Raw genomic sequence first — 20,692 nt, forward strand, 5'->3', positions numbered from 1 at the left:
GTTGCCGCCGGGGTATGAGCGCGCGTTACGCCTTGCCCTATCGGCGGATTAAATCGCCTGCACCTTGGCCAGTTGCTCGCCTTCAAGCCAGGTGCTGATGTCGCTGGCGTGCATGGGTTTGGAGAACAGGTAGCCCTGGGCCCAGGCGCAGCCGAGGTTTTTCAGGGCGCCGAGTTCTGCGGCGGTTTCCACGCCTTCGACGATGCATTCCAGCTGCATGTCCTGGCACAGGGCAACCAGCGATTTGACGATCTTGAAGCTGGCTGGGTCGAGGTGGATGTTGGTAACGAAGGTGCGATCCACCTTCAGTTTGGTCAGCGACAGGGCGTGGATCTGGCTCAGGCTGGAATAGCCGGTGCCGAAGTCGTCGAGGGAAATGCCGCAGCCCAGCTCGCGAAACCAGCTGATCGCTCGCTGGGTCTGCGGCAGATCCTGGATGGCTGCCGTTTCGGTGATTTCCAGATCGAGGCAGGTCGGGTCGAAACGGCTGCTCTTGATCAGCTCGACGATCTGCTGGGCGGCGTCCTCCGAACCACAGTCGTGGGCGGACAGGTTGAATGACAGGCGCATACCCGCAGGCCAGCTCGCGGCCGTGTCCATCGCCTCTCTCAGCAACGGCAGCGTGAGGCGATTGATCATGCCGACGCGCTCGGCAATCGGGATGAATTCACTGGGCGGCACGTTACCCAACTCCGGGCTCTCCCAGCGTGCCAGTGCCTCGAACGCCACGGTTTGCGAACGGTGAATATCCACGATGGGCTGGAACACCACGTGAAACTCACGATCCAGATCGGCCCTGCGCAGGGCCTGTTCGGTCTGCCCTTCGCGATTGAGCTGCTGGCGATGGGCTGCGCTGAACAGGCAGACCGTGCCTGGGCGGTGGCGCTTGCTCTGGTACAGGGCATAGTCGGCGTATTCATACACCTGCGTGGCGCAGGATGCCTGATCTGGGAAAGTCGCGATGCCCAGTGAGGCACTGATCTGAATAGGGATGTCCACGAGCAGAAACGGCTCGCGCATGCTGGCGCAGATTTTCTCGCCAAACGCCCGCAACTGGTCGTCGCTCATGGCCTGGGTAATGATCAGAGCGAACTCGTCGCCGCCCAGCCGGGCCAGGTGCACATCGTCGTCGAGCAGCCCGCTCAGGCGCTGGCCAACCTGATAGAGCAGCTTGTCACCAATGCTGTGGCCATACAGATCGTTGACCGGCTTGAAACCATCCAGGTCGATCAGCCCCACGGCCAGGCGAATCTCCTGCTCGCGGGCGCGGGACAGCTGCGTATCGAGGCGGGCAAAGAACTGCCGCCGGTTGGCCAGCCCGGTCAGGCTGTCCTGATTGGCCAGGTGAAGGTTTTCCTCACTGAGTTTTGCCGTATGCGCCTGCATGTTCACCAATCGGGTGAAGTCGGTGTATTGCGCCTTGAGAATGACCAGCATGGCAATGGACACCAGCAGCACGTCAATTGCAGTGGCAATAAAGGTAATGATATTGGTGGACGCGAAGAACACCACGAACGCCGTGTTGACCACTGCCGCGGTGACCAGAGCGGCTGGCAGCAGGTGCATCATGCAAAAAATGCAGCCGATGACGGTGATCGCCATATAGAACGCGACATGCGCCTGGGTGTAGCTATCGCCATAGGGAAACAGCGCCAGCGACCAGGCGGTGAACGCCACGGCGACAAAAGGCGCGAGCAGATTGGTGCGCTTCAGCGCCGTCAGCATCTGCGCCGGGCTGCGCGTCTGCCCTCGCGTGCGCATCCATTCCACCGCACGAATCACGCCGAACACCGTCATGATCAACGGGCAATACATCACCAGCCAGCGCGGCGCGACCGCGAAGTGGGTGCCCGCCAGCATCAGGGTGTTGATCAGCAAGATGAAGTACATCATGGGCAATTGGCGAGACAGCGCGAGGTATTGCGCCTTGACCAGACCAGGATTGTCCTTGGGCACGGACATCAAAGTTCGCACGCCCAGCAGTATTTTGTTCATCAGGCGACGCTCTGAAAATAAGACCAGATAAATAACCGAGCGGATCATCCTTTCCAGCCTGGATCGAACAGGGCTAAACGCTGCTCTCATTGGGATCGTGTCGGCCTATCCCCAGGTTTCTGCAATCTTTACGACTAGTGGCACTTTGCTTTCGTTCCGTCAGCCGGTCGCGGTAGGTGTAAGCGAGGCAAGCGCCGGTGGCGAATTCAAAAGGCGGATTAGACGTTTTATTCAGTCGCTTTGCAGGAGCATGCAACCTGCTCCGCGTCTGCCGCTTATCGGCAGCGCTTAGTAGAAAACACAAAGCCCGCTTGATTGCGGGCTTTGTGCATTTTGGACTGCGCAGTTCGACGGGCCCCCGCAGGTGTGAGCGGTGCTTTTGATGACGACCTCAGCGTGTCGACCAAATGAAGTTTTATCTGCTCCGATCCAACCGGCTCGGTTTTATGTAACAGCTGGGAACTTTATTAGTAATGACTATCGTTGTGATAGACATTTTCGAATATCATTGTTGTACGACCTCTGCCGGTGCGTTGCGATAAAGCTAAAAGGGCTAGCGGCGGAAGCCTTAAAAACAATCAAGGATCTTGAGCATGACTCATTGCAAACCCAGGGCTATCCCTACAACTGTGTCCTGGCAGCGAACCGCTACGGCCGCTCTGTTCTGCGCCCCGTTGGTGGCGGTTCCCTTCGGTGTGAATGCCCAAGAGGCGATTACTATCGGTGAGGAGGAGAGCTATCGTCTCGCGCCGATCATTGTCAATTCCAAGGCTGCGGCGAGTGACGATGCAAGCTCAGTGGTCGCTCAGGAGCTCTGGGTTGGCGGCAAGGTCGCTACCAGCATCCTCAACACGCCGGCTTCCGTTTCGGTGATCACGCAAAAGGAAATCGAGCAGCGCAGCGTCAACACCACCGAAGAGCTCCTGCAATACACGCCTGGCATCATTACTGACTACTACGGCACTGATGACCGTAACGACTATTTCAAGATTCGTGGCTTTCAGGCCACCACCTACCGCGACGGCCTGACCCTGGGTTCGATGCGCGGTGTTCGTGAAGAGCCATTCGCCTATGAGCGTGTCGAAGTGCTGCGCGGTGCTAACTCCACACTGTTTGGCGCGGCTGACCCGGGCGGTTCGGTCAATTTCGTCACCAAGAAACCGCGCTTCGAGAAGCACGGTCAGGTCTACGCGACTTATGGTTCTTTCAACCACAAGGAAACTGGCATTGACGTCGGTGATTCGCTGAACGAGGATCAGACGGTTGCCTATCGCTTCACCGGAAAGCTCCAGGACAGTGACCGTGAGTACGACCACTCTCGGGACGACAACGGTTTCGTCATGGGTGGTCTGACCTGGGCACCGACTGCCTTTACCTCGGCAACTTTGGTTGTGGATCACCTCAAGACCAAGAGCACGCCCAACAGTGGTGGTTATCCGCTGGATCGGGAGTACGACCGCAGCGACTTCTTCGGTGAGCCTGACTACAACTTCCATGATGTCGAGCGCACCAATATCAGTGGCAGCTTGAGCCACGACTTCGACAATGGTTTCGTTCTGCGCAGCAACCTGCGTTACAGCGAGCTGACGGATGATTTCGGTTATGTCTATCTGAATGGTGTTCGCAGCGGTGACACGCTAGGGCGTGATGCTTTCGGTACCGATAGCGAAGCAGAGCAGCTCAACGGCAACCTGATGCTGCAATATGACGCCCGCTTCGAGAACATCGATAGCAGCACCATGGTAGGGGTGGAGTATGGCGATTCTTCGTCTGACAGCAGCTCCATCTATCAAGGTGTTGGCTCTATCAACGTGACCAACCCCATCTATACTGGTGCGCCTGTTGGACTGCAGCCCTATATGCGCGACAAGCGGGAGTACACGACCAAAGCTGTTTTCCTGCAGCAGAACCTGTCGTTCTATGAGCGTTTTATCGTCACTGCTGGTGTGCGTAACGACTCCATGGATTTGTCCAGCAAGGGCTTCAACAACTTCAACATCGTTCCAGAGTTTGACGACAGCGACAGTTTTTCCGAGACCTCTTACCGTGGCGCGCTGACCTATATCGTTACCGACGAGGTGTCCACTTACGTCAGCATGGTCGAGTCTGTTTCGCCACCCGAAATCGGTGTCACCCCGAAGCGTGGCAAGCAGTATGAGGTTGGCGTGAAGTACTCTCCAATGGGGATGAATGCGTTGTTCTCGGCTGCCATCTACGATCTGACCCAGGAAAATGTATCTATTGCCGTTGTCGTCCCTGGTGGTGGAATTCAGCAGCAGACTGTTGGTGAGACAAATGTGCGTGGTCTCGATCTGGAGGCCAAGGCTGAGCTGACCGAGAATCTGAGCCTGGTTGGCGGATACTCTTACATGAAGTCGGACGTGACCCGCGGTGCGCTGCAGAGTGGTGCGGGTATTGTTTCCATCAAAGGCAACGAGTTCGAAGTAACGCCGCAGCACTCCGCGTCGCTCTGGACCTACTACAATGTTCCGGGTACAAAAATGAGCGTAGGTGCGGGCGCTCGTTACACCGGTTCCTACTACTTCAATGCGTTTAACAACGGCAAAAGCGAAGCAACCACGTTGTACGACGCTGCCTTCAACTACAACATCGCCAAGGGAACCGACCTCGCGCTCAACGTCAGCAACCTTTTTGACGAGCAACACGTGGTCGGCTCCGGTACCGCCAACTACTACAACCCTGGCCGCGAAGTCACTGCCAAGGTGAGTTACAACTGGTAAGCCGGTAGATCGTCGCCCGAGCGGTTCCATGCTGCTCGGGCGATGCTACGTGGTTGCCTTCGGCCCACGTTGAGGCTAGGCAATAAAGGAGCTGCACCACTAATGAAAAAGGCGCGAATAGCTAGTCGATTCGCGCCTTTTTTGCTGGCATCAGCCCAAAACATGCGCAGAGATAAGCTTGGAAATCTCCACGATCGCGGTCTTGCCGGTGAACTCGAACTTCACTTTGCCGAGTGACGAGAAATGGATTTCCAGTTCAGAGTCCAGATCGAAGGTGCCGGAGGTTTCGATCGAATAGGCGACGATATTCTTGTAGGGCAGGGAGGTGAAATCCTTCTTGCTGCCGGTCAGGCCCTGCACGTTCACCGCGATGATGCGCTTGTTGGTGAACACTACGCCGTCGCGCATGGATTTGTAGGCGTCGATGACGTGCTCGTTTTCAAGCAGCAAGGCACTTACGCGCTGGGCGTATTCGTCGTTTTGCTTGAGTTTGAAAAAGCCTTTGTTGTTGAAGTCGATCATCCGGGGATATCTCTACGGGGGCAGGATTTAGTCGTACCGAGTAGAAGAGCGCCGCGGAGCGTTTTTGGCAAGCTGCAACGTGGGACGAATCAGCCGTCGATCCATGCCAGTCTGGTTGGTGTTGGTTTGGCGAGGTCGCCTTACCGGCTTCGCTCGACCATGCCGAGAATGATCGCCTGCAGTTCATTCTGGGCCTGCTCTTCGCTGATGTCGCCGGCAACGGCTGCATCCGAGAGTGAGTCGGCGGCGCCGAGCATCGCCCACATGCCGGCTGATGAAGTGCCCTTCGAAGCGCAGAAGGGCGCCAGGATCGCGGCACACTTTTCGATGAAGGCATGCTGGTACTGCTTCTTCACGGCGGTCAGCTCCGGGGAGCCGTTGAGGGCTGCCACGACATCGGATATCTCTCGTCCCTGGGTCAGTACGCAATTGACGTAGCTGGCGGCGATGACGCGACTCTTGTCCTGCAGGTTCGCAGCTGCGGCTTCGATGGCGGCGTCGAAGATCAGGGTCTGGCGCTCGTCGTAATCCTGATAGAGCGCCGCCAAGAGCCCGTTGCGAGTGCCGAAGTGGTCGTATACCACCGGTTTGGTCACGCCCGCTGCTTCGGCCAGCCTGCCCAGCGTCAGGGCATCGGTGCCTTCATCACCGATCAGTTGCCATGCCACCTCCAGAAGCTGACGCGTGCGCTCCTCCCGTGGCAGGCGGCGACGTGGCGAGGCGGGTGGCTGCGAACTCATTGATACTCCAGGGCGTTTCAGGATTGCTCGGCGAACAGCTTACGGCCAATCGCTTGTGCCGTCTCCAGATGCGCTTCCGGGAAGCCGGGGTCGGAGGCGAGTAGAAACTGCGATGTCGCCACCGGTGCGCCGCAGTAGTCGAAGATGCCGTGGTCGATCTGCGTCTTCATCGCCTGGTCGTAGCCGTGACGCGTGAAGGTGCCTGAGTCCGCACCACCAACGGCCACCAGGTGAACCTGCAGGCGCTGCAGCTTCTTGACGACCTTGCCGTTCTCGGCTTCTTCATAGGCCCAGCCGTTGCTGAACACGCGATCGATCCAGCCCTTGAGCAGGGCAGGGAAGGACCACCAGTAAATCGGGTAGACCAGCACCAGCGCATCGGCACGCTCGAGCCGCGCGTGTTCGGCAGCGACGTCTGCAGGTGCCGGGGCCTTTTTCTGGAACAGGGCGATGTCCGCCGCGTTGAAGCGCGGGTCGAAGCCTTCTGCAGCCAGATCGGCCAATTCGGCCGAGTGACTGGCCTTTGTGCTGGCAAGTCCATCGGCAATGCGGGCTGCGATCGCGTGGGTCAGGGAGTGTTTATCCGGGTGCGCAACGGCGATAAGGGCATGCATGGGCTAGCTCCAATAGTGAGTTCCTACTATTGGTAACTTACTTTTGGTAGGTTGTCGAGAGGCACGATCCTCTGCCCTCGACGCTCACTAATTCTGCATGCGCTTTGACCGTAGGGTGTCGTCAATTACTTGCCAGGATTAGCCTGGCTTTGTGCTGCTTGCAGATGGGCCGGAACCCACGGGCCACGTACCGGGATATCGGCATATACCCTGTCGAGGACACGGAGTTCGGCATCCTTAGGCGTGTTGTCGCCCTCACCCTGAATACTGACGATGTCTTGCGGGCAGGCTGAGAAGGCGACGAAACAGTCCATTTCGGCGCGTAGGGTAATGGAGTCTCCGGGCCGGGTGATGGTCGGCAGTGTCTGCAGGTGGATGTTGTCCGGCTGTACGCGGATGTTCATGAAGATATTGAACGAGGCGAGGTTGCGGCGCGGCGGGGTAACGCCCAATTCCAGCATGCCTTCGAACAGGTTGTCCGCGCAGTTGCGGTGGTAATGCGTGCAGCCCAGCAGCTCATAGCGGCGACGGTCGCAGGCTGCCATGAAGGTGTCGTGAACGCCCGGCGAGGTGTCTTCCACCAGGGTGAGGATCGGGTGGCGCTCGCTGGTGACAAAGCTGTCGCCTACCACCGGGTTGAGGTGCTGGTTGTAGACGCGCGTTGCTTCCATGCACATGTATTCGTTGAGGTCGTAGGCATTCCAGGCCCAGCAGTCGACAACCTGAGTACCGTGGGTGTTGATGACCTGTACCGCTTGGCCTGCGCGCAGGCGTACAGCCTTGCCGTGACCGGCGGGGAGGGTGATGGATGGCGTAGTCATGATGATGGCTCGCTGAGGGTTAAGCAGGACGGTGGCGTGTCAGGCGGCGTTCGATTGAGCCGGCTGCCGCATCGATCGCCAGGGTGACCAGCCAGTAGCACAGGGCTACGGCCAGGTAGATTTCCAATGGGGCGTAGCTTTCCGAAATGGCTTGCCTGGCGGCGTACATGAACTCTTCGACGGAGACGATGGACAGCAGTGCCGAGTCCTTGATCAGGCCGATGAACAGCCCGGTAGCCGGAGGAATCGCCATCGGCAACGCTTGCAGCAGAGCCACTTCTCGGAAGGTGCTCCAGCGTGACAATCCCAGCACGCGGCAGGCTTCGAACTGTCCGCGCGGGATGGATGCGAATGCGGCACCCAGCACCTGCGCCAGGTAAGGCCCGTAGTAAAGGCTCAGAGCGGTTACTCCAACCGCTGGTGATGACAGCGTGATGCCGTACTCCGGCAGAATGAAGAACAGCACATAGATCAGCACCAGCAGCGGCAGCCCGAGAATGAAATCGCAATAAACACGGCCCACTGCTTTCAAGAGACGGCTACTGCTGCGTAGATCGATCCACGTCAGCAGTGCGGCAAAGCCAAGTGCCATGAGCGCGGCGATCAGCGACAGTGCCAGGCTGTAGAGCAGACCATCGAGCAGGGCCGGCGCATGTTTTCCGATGATGGCGAAATCCATCAGCTTCTTCTCACTTTGTCGAGGCGCGCTTCCAGGCGACGGGCCAGTAGCAGGATCGGCCAGCAAACCAGCAGGTAACCAAGCACGACGGGCAGCATCACTGGGGTGGCTTCGTAGGTTCTGGCGATGATCAGTTGTCCTGCGTAGGTCAATTCGGTTACCGCGATAACCGATGCCAACGGTGTTGTCTTGACGATCAGGGTGAATTCGTTGACCAGCGCCGGCAGGCTAGCGCGCAGTGCCTGCGGTGCCAGCACGTAGCGCCAGCACTGATAGCGCGTCAGCCCCGACACTCTGGCGGCCTCGCGTTGGCCTCGGGGCACTGTGGCGTAATTGGCTCTCAGTATCTCGGCGATATATGCCGCGCTGTTCAGGCCGATAGCCAACGTTGCCGCCAGCAGCGGGTTGCCGCCCATGCCGATCAGTGGCAGCGAGAAGAACACCAGAAATAGCTGCACGATGGAGGGCGTACCCCGCATCAGGCTGACGTAGAGTCGACCCGGAGCGCGCAGGAAGGCGGATCGCCGCGTGCGCAGCCACCAGATCACATGGCCGAACAGAAAACTGATCAGCGCCGCGCCGACCGTCAGTTGCAGCGTAACCAGTAGTCCGGTGGCCAGCTCCGGTAGCGCCTTGAGTATCTGCTCGAACACCGGTTATTCCGCGAAGTCGCTCAGGTTTTCGGCCACCGACATCGCGATCGCGCCAGGCTGGTCGTTGCCCGCAATACCGGTGCAGCAGGTCGATACCACGAACAGCATGTCCTGAACCACGCGGCAGGTGACCTTGTCGCCGACCTTCACGGTGTTCGGTTGTGGCTCGATGCTGCCGTCGCGTTGCAGGACTACATGCATGAACAGGTTGATAGGATCGGGAAGCTTCGGCTGTACGCGGCCCAGGCGATCCAGCTCGCCCTGCAGCGCTTCGACGCAGCCGCTTCCCTCATAGCCCTTGCTGCGCAGATACGCGGTCGTGGAGGCGGGCAGCAGCAGGTCGTGTTTGCCGATGCTGTCCTTGCCCAGCACCATGACCGGGCGACGCCGGTTGTTCACCAGGCGCATGCCCGAGCCGAGCAGGTAGGAGTTACTGAACACCCGGGTGTGATGAACCGAGAGATGAACCAGCGGGTCGGCTTCGCTGAAGCCGAACAGACTGGCGACTGCACCGTCCTCAAGGGCTTCGATGCGCAGCAACTGCCCGCGCTTGACGGCGATGGAGCCGGCGCTGCCGGCAGCTACGTCCACGCGCTTGCTGGGCAGCGGCGCGCGGTCGTTGATAGGGTCTTTCATGATGAGCATGGTGGGATCCTCAGGCGTTAGCCGGTGCATCGTCAGTGATGCGGATATCGATGGGCGTTACCTGTAGGCCATTGCCCGGAATGATGTCCTGAGGGCAGGACGACACGGCACAGACCAGATCCTTGAGCGCCTTGAAGACAACGTAGTCGCCAGGGCGGCTGATCGGGTCGGTGACCTGCATGCGGCCATCTGCAGTGACCGGGCCGTTCTGGAACAGGTTGAAGGGCTCGGGTACGTTCACCGCGAGCACGCCGTACTCGGCCAGGCCCTCGTGTAGGTTGTCGAGGCAATTGCGGTGGCCATCCACACCGAAATCGATGCTGAAACGGGTCGAGTCGCAGGCGGGCACGTTAGCGTCATGTACGCCAACGCTATCTGCCAGTACTTCGAGCAGCGGCTCATCTACGTTGGAATACAGGCAGTGCCCAACGTTGAAAAACAGCGAGCCGAGGCGTCGGCGTGTATGCACGGGCGACAAGTACTCGCTAGCGTTGCCGTGAACCACCGCGACGAAGTCGGCGGCCTGTTGGCCCTCGGAGTCGATCACCGTGATGTACTGGCCCGCACGCACTTCGAAGGTTCGGCCGTGGCCTGCTGGCACGTGCACAGCGTTGTGTTGACAAGGCATGGGATGACTCACTTGGTTGGGATGAAGTCGGCGGAGGGCAGTTCGAAGGTCACGCCGAGGTGTTGCTGTTGCAGTTTCTCCAGTTCGCCGGAGGCTTTGAGGGCAAGGATTTCATCGTTGATCACCTGATTCAGACGCTCGTCATCCTTGCGCGTGGCCCAACTGATCCACTGGCTGTCGCCGAGCTCTCCTGCCTGTTTCAGCTTGCCTGGCAGCTTTTGCGAAAGGCTGCCCAATACGGTGATGTCGTCGAACACGAAATCGGCGCGGCGGGTCATCAGGGTGGCCAGGGTCTGGTCGACGCTGTCCACGCTCAGGATCTTGATCGGTGCCAGCCCTTTGCCTTTCAGTTCGGTATTGAATTGCTTGAGTAGCTGCTCGGGCGCGGTAGTGGTCTTGACGGCGGCAGTCAGGCCAGCGAGTGACTCGACCGTCAGCGGCTTAGCCGCGATGCGTTGCTCGTCAGCACGAACCAGCACAGCATTCACGCTCTTGCCGAATGGCACCGTGAACAACACCTTGTCGGCACGCTCGGCGGTGACGTTGAGTGAGGAGCCTTCTGCATCCACCGAGCCGGCGATCAGTGCCGGGATGATGCCGCTGAAGGCCATCTTCTGATACTCGAGCTGGACGCCCAGCCTGGTTGCCACGCGCTTCATGATCTCGGGGGTGTAACCGACGATGTTGCCGGCAGCATCGGTGTATTCGTAGGGCGCGAAAGTGGGGTCGATGGCGACCACCAGTTTGCCCTTGGCCTTCACCTCATCGAGGGTGTCTGCGCTGGCGGAGCAGGCGATGCCTAAGCCAAGGGTGAGGGCGGCGAACGTGAGGGCAAAGCGGGAGGTGAACGTCTTCATGGTGAGTGCCTTGGGTCGTGGGGGCCCAGGGGCTATCGCAGGAAGTGTGCCAGGATTTCACCAGATGATAGGGAGCGCTGGCCAAGTCGTCTGGAATGCTGGTTTCATTATCTTTTTTTTTGAAATATTTGTTTCTTTTGATGGAAGGGATATGTGCTCGAATGCCCTGATCTCGAGCGTCCTTGCTCTTTATTGGTGCCCTATCGACCGGTTTCCAGTTCATCCAACCGCTGGTGGAGCAATTCCGCTCTTTCCAGATGCGATGCCTTGCTGCCACTCAGTTCCTTGCCCACCAAGGAGCAAAGCAGGTTGGTAATGGCTGCGACGCCAGCGTTGCTGTCGAACATCAGCGTACTTTCGGTATGACAGCGAATGACCCAGGTGGCCAGGCGGGCAGGGCTGCCGGCCAGAACATCGGCCACGTAGAGCATGCGTACGCCAAGCTCGGACATCGCGACCATGCTCGCCTCCAGTGCTGGCATGCGTCGGCGCAGGCCTATGCAGATGGCCAGGTCATCCTTGCCAAGCGCTGCGAGGTACTCGGCGAGGCTGTCTCCGGGGGATGGCAGCAGCATGATGTCGCCACGCACCTGGATCAGGTTGCTGCGAAACATGTGGGCGATGGTTTGACTGTGGCGGAAACCGATGATGACGATGCGTCTTGCGCCAGCAATGGCTTGAGCAGCATCGAGTAGTTCTCTGCGGTTCAGCGACTGGTAAGTCTCGTAGATATTGGCAATCTCCTGATCCAGATGATGCTGGATGAGATCGTCAGGTGTGCTCTCGCCACGCCCTCTGTCCTGCAGATAAAGCGGCGAACCACTACCGCGCGATTCGCGTGCCTCGCGCCGTGCCTCTTCGTAGGAGGTGTAGCCCAGGGTGCGGAAAAACCGCGTAGTGGTGGCCTTCGAGACGCCTGCATGGCCGGCCAGTTCGGTAGCCGTCTGCATGGCCAACTGGCCGGGAGAGGCGAGGATGACATCGGAGAGCTTCTGCTCCACTGCAGACATCGCCTCGTAGCGTGCCTTGATTCTCCCTTCCAGCGAAGTCGACGAGGAGGGCGATGGTCGGTTCTTCCTAGTATCGGACATGGCAGAGCTCTGGGCGCAGGCGAGTTGGCCCGGATTCTAGCCGCAAATGCATGCGCTGACGTACACCTTGGCGAGCGAGATACTCCTTGGGCTGTCGGGTTTTACATTACCTGAATGTGTTGCCTGCATTGGCCATTCTGCGTTTGGCTGCGCGCGGCCCATCGCCATTTCAGAGAGCCTTCTCACTGATCAGCAGCGTTTGAAATGCAGGCGCTGGGAAGGCTGTCCATGGCTTTCTGCATTCGGCGGCCTTGCATCAGTGGATTTTCTTGAGAATCAGCTGCAATTGGCCCGTATAATTACCGGTAACTTTTTGTGTCGGCTGCCCGGGGTGGCGCTCTACGGGCCATTGCTGGCGATGTTAAAAGTCGCTCTTGGCGACTTCTTGTATGAGGAAACGATCAATGTCAGCTCATCGAGTAACCGGTCTGGCACGTGCGATTGCCGCGGGTGTTCTGTCTTCCCTGCTGTTCGCTGGTGGTGTGCAGGCTGACGATGCCGTGACCCTGACGCTGTACAACGGCCAGCACGAGGCCACCGGCAAGGCGGTTGCGGCTGCCTTCGAGAAGAAGACCGGCATCAAGGTGCTGATCCGCAAGGGCGGTGGCGGCCAGTTGGCCAACCAGATCGCCGAAGAGGGCGAGCGCTCGCCGGCAGACATCATCTACACCGAAGAAGCGCCGCCGCTGATCAAGCTCGGCAGCCAGGGCCTATTGGCCAAGGTCGATGACAGCACCCTCAAGCAGATCGACTCCAAATTCTCCGACGACAACGGCAACTGGATAGGCATCACCTCGCGCGTGCGCGTGCTGGCCTACAACCCGGATCTGGTCAGCGAAGCCGAACTGCCGAAAAGCGTGCTGGAAGTGGCCGACCCCGAATGGGCCGGCAAGATAGCCTTCGTGCCGAGCAGTGGCGAGTTCCTTGGCCAGACGGCAGCGGTCATCCGTATTAATGGTCGCGAGGCTGCCGAAGAGTGGCTCACGGGTCTCAAGGCCTTTGGTGGCACCTACACCAATAACGTCATCGCCATGAAGGCCGTGGAGAATGGTGAGGTCGGTGCTGCGCTGGTCAACAGCTACTACTGGACGGCGTTGAAGAAAGAGAAGGGCGAGCTGAAATCCAAGCTGCACTACTTCGCCGATGGCGATGCCGGCGGCCTGTCGAGCGTCTCCGGCGCGGCCGTGGTCAAGGCCAGCAAGCACCCGAAAGAGGCTCAGCAGTTTCTTGCCTTCATGATCAGCGAAGAAGGGCAGCAGGCCATTCTGAGTAAATCCGCCGAGTACCCGGTCAACCCCAAGGTGCAGGCCGATCCGCTGCTCAAACCCTATGACCAGCTCAAGCCGCCGGCTATCACCGCCGCGCAGATCGGCCTGGCCGAGGATGCGCTGGAGTTGCAACGCGAAGTTGGAATGAACTGACCATGCAGCCCCAGGCGGTAACCCCCGAACTGCCGCTACCCCCGGTAAACGTCACCACGCGGCGGCGCAAGGCGCCACCGATCTGGCTGCAGCTTCCGATCCTGGCCTTGCTGCTGCTCGCCGCATTGCCGCTGTTCTTTGTGGTCGCCCGTGCCGCGCAGGTTGGGCTGCACGAAGCCTTCGCGCTGCTCTGGCGGCCGTTCGTATTCGGCCTGCTGGCCAACACCATGAAATTGATGGTGCTGGTGACCCTGGGCTGTGCACTGCTTGGCCTGGCGCTGGCCTGGCTGGTGGAGCGTAGCGATCTGCGCTGGCGTCGGCACTGGAACGTGCTGCTGTGTCTGCCATTCGCCATTCCTTCGTTCGTCAGCGGCTTTACCTGGGTGTCGATCAGCCCGCTGTTCGAAGGCCTGGGCGGCACGGTGCTGGTGATGATCTTGTCGAAGTACCCGCTGATCTACCTGCCGGTGGTCGCGGTGCTGCGCAATCTCGACCCGGCCCTCGAAGAGTCGGCACGGATGCTCGGCTGCAGTCGCCGCCATGTGTTCTGGCGGGTCACGCTGCCGCTGCTGCGCCCGGTGCTGATGGCCACCAGCTTGCTGGTCGCCGTGCATATGCTGGTCGAGTTCGGCGCGCCGTCGATCATGCGTTACCAGACCTTCACCACCGCCATCTACCAGCAGTTCGAGCTGGAGTTCAGCGGCAGCAATGCGGCCATGCTGTCCGCGCTGTTGCTGGCGCTGTGCATGCTGTTGCTGTGGGGCGAATTCCGTCTGCGCGGGCGCGGCTATGCGCGTACCGGCCAGGGCGTGGCACGCAGCGCGGCCCGGGTGCGCCTGGGGCGCTGGAGTGTGCTGGCTCAGGTGCTGCTGTTGGCGCTGGTGGCCATCGGCTGCGGTGTGCCGCTGGTGATGCTGGGGTTCTGGATCGTCGAAGGCAGCTCGGCCAGCTTCCCCGTGGTGGAAATCGCCGAGACGCTGTGGTCGTCGCTGACATATTCCTTTGGTGGTGCCTTGCTCAGCTGCCTGCTGGCGCTGCCGGTGTGTCTGGTGGTGGTGCGCTACTACGGTCGCATGGCCACGCTGGCGGATCGCTTGCCCTACCTGCTGCACGCCTTGCCGGGCCTGGTGATCGCTCTGTCGCTGGTGTTCTTCGCCCTTGGCTACGTGCCTGCGCTTTATCAGACCAGCATCCTGCTGCTGGTGGCCTATGCGCTGCTGTTCATGCCCATGGCTCAAGGGCCGATCCGCGTGGCACTGGAAAAGGCTTCGCCGCAACTGGAAGAGGCCGCACGCACCCTCGGGCATACGCCGACTGCCACGTTTCTGAGAGTCACCTTGCCAATTATCTCGCCCGCCATCGGTGCCGGCTTCGTGCTGGTATTTCTCGACTGCATGAAAGAGCTGACCGCTACCCTGATCCTCGGCCCGACCGGTCTGGAGACCCTGGCGACCAAGGTCTGGTCGCATACCGGCAACCTGGAATACGCCGGCGCCGCGCCTTATGCCGCGCTGATCGTGCTGGTGTCGGGGCTGCCGGTGTATCTGCTGACCACGCGCGCTTACCGGCGTTCTTGAACTCGGGCTGGGCGGTATGTCGCGGTGTCGCGGCTTAACGCCCCCGCTTTCAAGGTGTATCGTTCGCAGCTCTCCAGCGCCCGCAGAGGCGTATTCGATCAAACCTGGTTAGCGTTATCGCAGTCCCGCTTCAGGAGCAGGCTTCATGAGTTTCACCCGTAGACAGGTGTTGGGCGGTTTGGTCGGTCTTGGCGTCGTTGGCCTGGGCGCTGGCGGCGCACGTTATTGGCTGGGGCGCCCGTTCGACCGCAAGACCCACGACTACGAGTTGATCGCCGCGCCCCACGATATCGAACTGGTGCCCGGCCATGTCACGCCTGCCTGGACGTTCGGCGGTCAGGCCCCCGGTGTCGAGCTGCGCTGCCGTCAGGGCGATGAGCTGCGTGTACGCTTTATCAATCACCTGCCCGAGGCCACCACCATTCACTGGCACGGCATTCGCCTGCCACTGGAGATGGACGGCGTGCCCTACGTATCCCAGTTGCCGGTGCTCCCAGGCGAATATTTCGATTACCGTTTCGTCACCCCGGATGCGGGCAGCTACTGGTACCACCCCCATGAGTCGAGCGCCAAACAGCTGGGGCGCGGCCTGGTCGGCCCGCTGATCATCGAGGAGCGCGAGCCCACCGGTTTCCAGCACGAGCGCACCTTGTGCCTGAAGAGCTGGCACGTGGACGAGCAGGGCGCCTTCACCGCATTCAGCGTTCCCCGAGAAGCTGCCCGCGAGGGCACCCGTGGGCGCCTGTCGACCATCAACGGCGTCTCGCTGCCGACCCTGGAACTGCCGGCTGGGCAGGTGGTGCGCCTGCGCCTGATCAACTTCGACAGTACCATCACCTACCGCCTCAACCTGCCCAAGGGCGATGCCCGCATCTACGCGCTGGACGGCAACCCGATCCAGCCGCGCCCTCTGGGTAAGGAATACTGGCTGGGGCCGGGCATGCGCATCGACCTGGCGCTAAAGGTGCCGGACGTCGGCAGCGAAGAACTGTCGTTGCGCAACGGGCCGCTGCGCCTGGCCACCATCAAGTCCGTCGCCAGCAATGAGCCCGCCGCCGAGTGGCCGCCCGCGCTGCCGCCAAACCCGGTGGCCGAGCCGGATCTGCAGCGCGCCGAAACCCTGCGTTTCAACTTCGAGTGGGCGGCGTCACTGGCATCCCCGGCCGATGAAGCCGCTGGCCGTTACAAGTACTGGCAGATCAACGGCCAGGCCTGGGACATCAACGACAAGACCTGCGCTGACCGGCCCATCGCTAGTCTGAAGAAGGATGGTCACTACATCTTCGTGCTGCGCAACATGGCTCAGTACCAACACCCGATCCACCTCCACGGGCTGATCTTCAAGGTGCTGGACTCCAACCGCCGCAAGATCGAGCCGTACTACACCGACACCTTTCTGCTCGGCAAGAACGAGACCGCGCGTATCGCCTTCGTGGCCGATAACCCCGGTGTGTGGATGTTCCATTGCCATGTTATCGACCATATGGAAACCGGCCTGATGGCCGCTATCGAGATCGCCTGACGTGAGTGCCCTTACTTGGGAGCGTTAACTTGAGAGCCCCGTTGATCATCGACCGCAGCCACGACGAACGCTTTATGCGTGAAGCGCTCGAACTCGCCGCTGAAGGCGCTCTGCGCGGTGAAGTGCCGGTCGGTGCCGTGCTGGTGCAGAACGGCGAGGTGATCGGCCGCGGCTTCAATTGCCCGATCTCCACCAACGACCCCAGCGCCCATGCCGAAATGGTCGCCATCCGCACCGCCTCCCTGGCCGTCAGCAACTACCGCCTGCCAGGCAGCACCTTGTACGTGACCCTGGAGCCCTGCGCGATGTGCGCAGGCCTGATCGTCCACTCGCGGGTGCAGCGTGTGGTCTTCGGGGCCAGCGAGCCCCGCGCGGGTATGGCCGTGAGTCGCGGCCAGTTCTTCGAGCAGGGCTTTCTCAACCACCGCGTACTGGTCGAAGGCGGAGTGCTGGCAGAGGAGTGCGGGGCGATGTTAAAGGCCTTTTTCAAGGCGCGGCGGGGGTAGGCCTGCTCGTCTGCTGTCTTTGTGAGCGGCGCTCTAAGGTGTGCCGCAACAGGCTGCCAAACCATGGTTCTGGTAATCCCGGCTCGATAGGCCTGCTCGGCACGCCAAGAGCGCTGCAAGGCAGGTTCAGCCGCACACCTGAGGTGGCGGCTGACGAATCTCACCTCACCAGCTGAAATTTACCGAGCCGACCAATTGGCGCTCGTCGCCATAGGTGCAGGTGGCGAACTCGCAGTAGGTGTACTGCTTGTTGGTGAGGTTGTTGGCGTTGAGGCTGACGTCCCAGTTCGCGTCGAGCTGGTAGCTGACCATGGCATCGAACAGGGTGTAGGCGGGCATCGCCGAGTCCATTTCGGAGGCCTGGGTGGTGCCCTTGTAGCGGGCGCCGGCGCCAACGGTGAGCTGCGGCAGGTTGAGGCGCATGAAGTTGTAGTCGAGCCACAGCGCCGCCTGGTGATAGGGCGTGTCTTCACTGCGTTGGCCAACTTCGCCGGGGATCACGCTCTCTGTGATGCGCGCATCGATATAGGCGTAGGAGGCGATCAGGCTGAGGGCTTCGCTGAGGTCGGCCTTGGCTTCCGCCTCGAAGCCGCGCGAGCGCACTTCCCCAGTCTGCGAGGCGATGTTGGTGGCAGGGTTCTGCTTGAACACGTTCTGCTGGGTCAGCTCGAAAACCGCCGCACTGAGCAGCAGGTTGCGGCCGTCGGGCTGGTAGCGAATCCCCGCCTCGTATTGCTTGCCTTCGGTGGGCACGAAGCTCTGCCCGCCGGCAACGGCCACTGACACCGGGAAGAACGATTCGCTGTAGCTCAGGTACGGTGCCAGGCCGTTATCGAACTTGTACACCAGGCCGGCGCGGTAGGTGGTGGCTTCGTTGTTCTGGCTGGTGCGCACGTCGTTGCGATGCTGACGCTGGTCCTGGTCGGCCCAGTCGTGGCGCACGCCGAGTACGGCAACCCAGCGGTCGTCGATGTTGATCTGATCCTGCAGATAAACGCCCTTTTGCAGGGTGTCGATCTGTGAGCCACGGTCAAAACTGCGATCCACTACCACTGGCTGCCCGTAGTTGTAGCGGCTCAGGTCAAGCGCTGGCGCTACGCCGCGAAAGTTGTGCGAGTCGTAGGTCATGTCGTAAGCATCGAAGCCCAGCAGTACGCTGTGCTCGGCGCCACCAAGCTGCCATTTGGACTCGATATTGGTGTCGCTGGCCAGGCCGCGGGCGCGCTCGTGGCGGTCGCTGTACTGGCGGCGCAGGATGCCCGTGGTGGCTGCCTGATTGATGGCCGCGGCAGAGGTTTGTATCTGCAGGTACTTCCAGTCCACTTCTGTCTGGTAGTAACGCAGCTTGTGGTTGATGCGCAACTGCTCGTTGAAGTGGTGCTCGAACTCGTAACCCAGCGTCGACATCTCGCCGTTCATCTCGTTGTAGTCGGGCTCGCCGATAAAGTCGTGGCGGCCTATCTGGTACGTCGCGTCGCCCACACCCTTGACCAGCTGATAGGGCAGCGGCGCGGAGAAGCCCGTTTCGGTCTTCTGGTAGAACGACAGCAGGGTCAGGGAGGTATCTTCGTTCGGGCGCCAGGTCAGCGCCGGTGCGATATAGAGCCTGTCGTCATTGATATGATCCTGCGGCGTGTCGCTGTCGCGCGTGAGCATCGTCAGGCGGTAGCTCAGCGTATCGCTTTCACCGAGCGGGCCGCTGAAGTCAGCGGACAGCTGCTTGCGGTCGTTCTGGCCGACCTGCAGGTTCAGTTCGCGCAGCGGCTCCCGAGTCGGCCGCTTGCTCACCCCGTTGATCATGCCGCCTGGCGACAGCTGCCCGTAGAGCACGGACGCCGCGCCGCGAATCACCTCGACACGCTCCAGGCCATAGGGCTCCTGAATGCCGTCATAGGAGTTGTTCTGCAGGCGCAGGCCATCGCGCAGCGAGCCGCCGGTGGCGGACTCGACATCGAGGCCACGGATACGAAAACGATCCGCCGTGCGGTTGAAACTGGTCGGCTGGCTGGTGACACCCGGTGTATAGCTGAGTGCCTGGGACAGGGTTTCCGACTGGCGATTGCGCAGCTCGTCGCGGGTGACCACCGAGATCGACTGCGGGGTGTCTACCAGCGCGGTATTCGTCTTGGTCGCGCTGCTGTTGCGCAGAGCCACGTAACCGGCGAGCGGCTCACCCGGTGCCTCGCTACTGCCCAGCGCGCTTCCAGACACAGTGGTGCTATCGAGCTGCAGCGCGCCGCTGGCTGGCAGCGGGCGTAGCACGTAGCCGCTGCCGCCCTGAGCAACGGCTTCCAGGCCAGAGTTCTGCAGCACCAGGGCAAGCCCAGCGGACACCGAGTAGATGCCATTCAGGCCGGGGCTGTTCTTGCCCGTCGCCAGGTCGTTGTGCCCGGCGAGGTAGATGCCCGCCTGGGCCGAGAACTGGTTGAGCACGCCGGCCAGCGGGCCTGGCGCGATGCTGTAAGTGCGCACCTCGCGGCTTTCCTGCGCCGCTGCCGGTAGCGAAACCAGCAAGGCCGGAGCGAGGGACAGCGCCATTGGCAAGGCCAGTGCGAGTGGTCGCAGGGATTGGAAGGAGTGCGCGGTTGGCAAGTGCATGGTGTCCCCTGGAGTTGTTCGAATAGTTGGCTTCTCAGGGATTACCGAGCGAGATTGCAGAAAGGGAACCGCATCGATGATTTTCTTTTCAGTCAGGCACTGGCTGGCTCGACGCTCACCCACCAGTCGGTGAGCCGTTGGATACGGATTGGCAGGGCAGCTTGCAGCAGTTGCAGTGTTTGCTCGCTGTCGTCCAGCGGGAAATAGCCCATCACCGCCAAGCTGGCGATGCTCGGATTGCACCCCAGGTGCCCACGGCGGAAGTGCGAGAGTTCTTCGAGCAGTTGCCCCAGCGGCATGCCCTCAGCCGCCAGCACATGGCGCGTCCACGACTCGCGAGCGCTGGCGGCGGGTGCCTGGCCGCCAACCCGCAGGGTATTGAACCCAACCTGCTGGCCGGCCTTGACTCGTTGCGTCTCGCGGCTATCGGCTGTGCAGATTTCCACAGTGCCATCGAACACCGTCAGCCAGGTTTCTTCAGGCGTCTGGCGCACACTGAAGCGGGTGCCCAGGGCCTGCATGCGGCCATGCCTGTTGTCGATGAACAAGGGCCTGGCGTCTTTCGCGGTATCGATCAGCACTTCACCGAAACGCAGGTGCAGCAGGCGCAGGCTGGTGCTGAATTGGGCATCCACCGCACTGGTTGCGTTGAGCCACAGGTGGGTGCCATCAGCCAGCCTGGCTTCACGCACCTCGCCGGTGCCGGTGGCGAAGTCCGCCGTCCAGCCAGCCAGCAAGCGTGGTAGCGGAGTATTGCGCCACGTGCCCCAGCCAAGCACGCTGCCGGCGCCGATAATCAGCAGGCTCTTGAGGCCCTGACGACGACTGAAGCCCGCGCGGCTTTCCTGACCCAGAGCCTGGCGCAGGGCCTGGGGATTGTCCTGTTGCTGCAGGTTGCCGAAGCGCTGGCTGACCCGCTCCACATAGTGCCAGGCGTCACGGTGTTCGCTGTGTTGCTCGAGCCACTGCTGCCATTGCTGGCGCATCTGGCTGTCTGGTTGTTCGTCGTGCAGCAGCACATACCAGTTGGCGGCCTGTTGCAGGCTGGCATGGCTGAGCGTGCGGTCTTGTTGGGTATGCAT

Annotated in this window: 18 protein-coding genes; 5 read left to right on the forward strand and 13 right to left on the reverse strand. The window is 60.9% G+C overall.

Annotated elements, in window-relative coordinates; all coding sequences use genetic code 11:
* Nucleotides 1-48: 48 nt before the first annotated feature.
* Complete coding sequence (locus tag ACZ0AI_RS00785) at nucleotides 49-1,995, reverse strand: putative bifunctional diguanylate cyclase/phosphodiesterase (RefSeq protein ID WP_463564129.1); 1,947 nt, start codon at nucleotides 1,993-1,995, stop codon at nucleotides 49-51.
* A 593-nt stretch (nucleotides 1,996-2,588) separates the two neighbouring features.
* On the opposite strand from ACZ0AI_RS00785, the gene ACZ0AI_RS00790 reads away from it, so the two are divergent.
* Nucleotides 2,589-4,736 carry a TonB-dependent siderophore receptor gene (locus ACZ0AI_RS00790; RefSeq protein WP_463564130.1) on the forward strand — a complete coding sequence of 716 codons (2,148 nt, stop codon included), beginning with the start codon at nucleotides 2,589-2,591 and terminating at the stop codon, nucleotides 4,734-4,736.
* 150 nt (nucleotides 4,737-4,886) lie between these two features.
* Here the strand turns inward: ACZ0AI_RS00790 and ACZ0AI_RS00795 are convergent, their stop codons facing one another.
* The 10 genes from ACZ0AI_RS00795 to ACZ0AI_RS00840 all read right to left on the reverse strand — a co-directional run bounded on the left by ACZ0AI_RS00795 (nucleotide 4,887) and on the right by ACZ0AI_RS00840 (nucleotide 11,986).
* Entirely contained in the window at nucleotides 4,887-5,258 is a 372-nt protein-coding gene (locus ACZ0AI_RS00795) for a PH domain-containing protein (RefSeq protein WP_463564131.1), read from the reverse strand.
* Nucleotides 5,259-5,398: 140 nt separating this feature from the next.
* Entirely contained in the window at nucleotides 5,399-5,998 is a 600-nt protein-coding gene (locus ACZ0AI_RS00800) for a TetR/AcrR family transcriptional regulator (protein WP_463564132.1), read from the reverse strand.
* A 17-nt stretch (nucleotides 5,999-6,015) separates the two neighbouring features.
* A complete protein-coding gene (locus ACZ0AI_RS00805) occupies nucleotides 6,016-6,612 on the reverse strand; it encodes an NAD(P)H-dependent oxidoreductase (protein ID WP_463564133.1) in 597 nt (198 codons plus the stop codon).
* 125 nt (nucleotides 6,613-6,737) lie between these two features.
* Nucleotides 6,738-7,433: a DUF1989 domain-containing protein gene (locus tag ACZ0AI_RS00810; RefSeq protein WP_463564134.1), complete on the reverse strand. Its 696-nt coding sequence runs from the start codon at nucleotides 7,431-7,433 to the stop codon at nucleotides 6,738-6,740.
* Nucleotides 7,434-7,452: 19 nt separating this feature from the next.
* A complete protein-coding gene (locus ACZ0AI_RS00815) occupies nucleotides 7,453-8,112 on the reverse strand; it encodes an amino acid ABC transporter permease (protein WP_463564135.1) in 660 nt (219 codons plus the stop codon).
* Nucleotides 8,112-8,765 carry an amino acid ABC transporter permease gene (locus ACZ0AI_RS00820; protein ID WP_463564136.1) on the reverse strand — a complete coding sequence of 218 codons (654 nt, stop codon included), beginning with the start codon at nucleotides 8,763-8,765 and terminating at the stop codon, nucleotides 8,112-8,114. The genes ACZ0AI_RS00815 and ACZ0AI_RS00820 overlap by 1 nt, the downstream gene beginning before the upstream one ends.
* 3 nt (nucleotides 8,766-8,768) lie before the next feature.
* A complete protein-coding gene (locus ACZ0AI_RS00825) occupies nucleotides 8,769-9,410 on the reverse strand; it encodes an urea carboxylase-associated family protein (RefSeq protein ID WP_463564137.1) in 642 nt (213 codons plus the stop codon).
* Between the two features lie 10 nt (nucleotides 9,411-9,420).
* Nucleotides 9,421-10,038, reverse strand: a complete 618-nt coding sequence (locus tag ACZ0AI_RS00830; protein ID WP_463564138.1) for a DUF1989 domain-containing protein — start codon at nucleotides 10,036-10,038, stop codon at nucleotides 9,421-9,423.
* Nucleotides 10,039-10,046: 8 nt separating this feature from the next.
* Entirely contained in the window at nucleotides 10,047-10,895 is an 849-nt protein-coding gene (locus ACZ0AI_RS00835; protein WP_463564139.1) for a transporter substrate-binding domain-containing protein, read from the reverse strand.
* Nucleotides 10,896-11,095: 200 nt separating this feature from the next.
* The gene (locus ACZ0AI_RS00840; RefSeq protein ID WP_463564140.1) at nucleotides 11,096-11,986 is read right to left on the reverse strand and encodes a MurR/RpiR family transcriptional regulator; all 891 of its coding nucleotides are present in this window, start codon (nucleotides 11,984-11,986) and stop codon (nucleotides 11,096-11,098) included.
* Nucleotides 11,987-12,390: 404 nt separating this feature from the next.
* Here ACZ0AI_RS00840 and ACZ0AI_RS00845 point away from each other — a divergent pair, with 404 nt between their 5' ends.
* The 4 genes from ACZ0AI_RS00845 to tadA all read left to right on the forward strand — a co-directional run bounded on the left by ACZ0AI_RS00845 (nucleotide 12,391) and on the right by tadA (nucleotide 17,012).
* A complete protein-coding gene (locus ACZ0AI_RS00845; protein WP_463564141.1) occupies nucleotides 12,391-13,407 on the forward strand; it encodes an extracellular solute-binding protein in 1,017 nt (338 codons plus the stop codon).
* A 2-nt stretch (nucleotides 13,408-13,409) separates the two neighbouring features.
* Entirely contained in the window at nucleotides 13,410-14,984 is a 1,575-nt protein-coding gene (locus tag ACZ0AI_RS00850) for an ABC transporter permease (protein WP_463564142.1), read from the forward strand.
* 145 nt (nucleotides 14,985-15,129) lie between these two features.
* A complete protein-coding gene (locus ACZ0AI_RS00855; RefSeq protein ID WP_463564143.1) occupies nucleotides 15,130-16,506 on the forward strand; it encodes a multicopper oxidase family protein in 1,377 nt (458 codons plus the stop codon).
* A 29-nt stretch (nucleotides 16,507-16,535) separates the two neighbouring features.
* Nucleotides 16,536-17,012 carry a tRNA adenosine(34) deaminase TadA gene (gene tadA / locus ACZ0AI_RS00860; protein WP_463564144.1) on the forward strand — a complete coding sequence of 159 codons (477 nt, stop codon included), beginning with the start codon at nucleotides 16,536-16,538 and terminating at the stop codon, nucleotides 17,010-17,012.
* A gap of 165 nt (nucleotides 17,013-17,177) precedes the next feature.
* On the opposite strand, the gene ACZ0AI_RS00865 is transcribed toward tadA, so the two are convergent.
* Entirely contained in the window at nucleotides 17,178-19,610 is a 2,433-nt protein-coding gene (locus tag ACZ0AI_RS00865) for a TonB-dependent siderophore receptor (RefSeq protein WP_463564145.1), read from the reverse strand.
* 92 nt (nucleotides 19,611-19,702) lie between these two features.
* A complete protein-coding gene (locus ACZ0AI_RS00870) occupies nucleotides 19,703-20,692 on the reverse strand; it encodes a FecR domain-containing protein (RefSeq protein ID WP_463564146.1) in 990 nt (329 codons plus the stop codon).

The organism is Pseudomonas sp. AC355 (assembly GCF_979258205.1).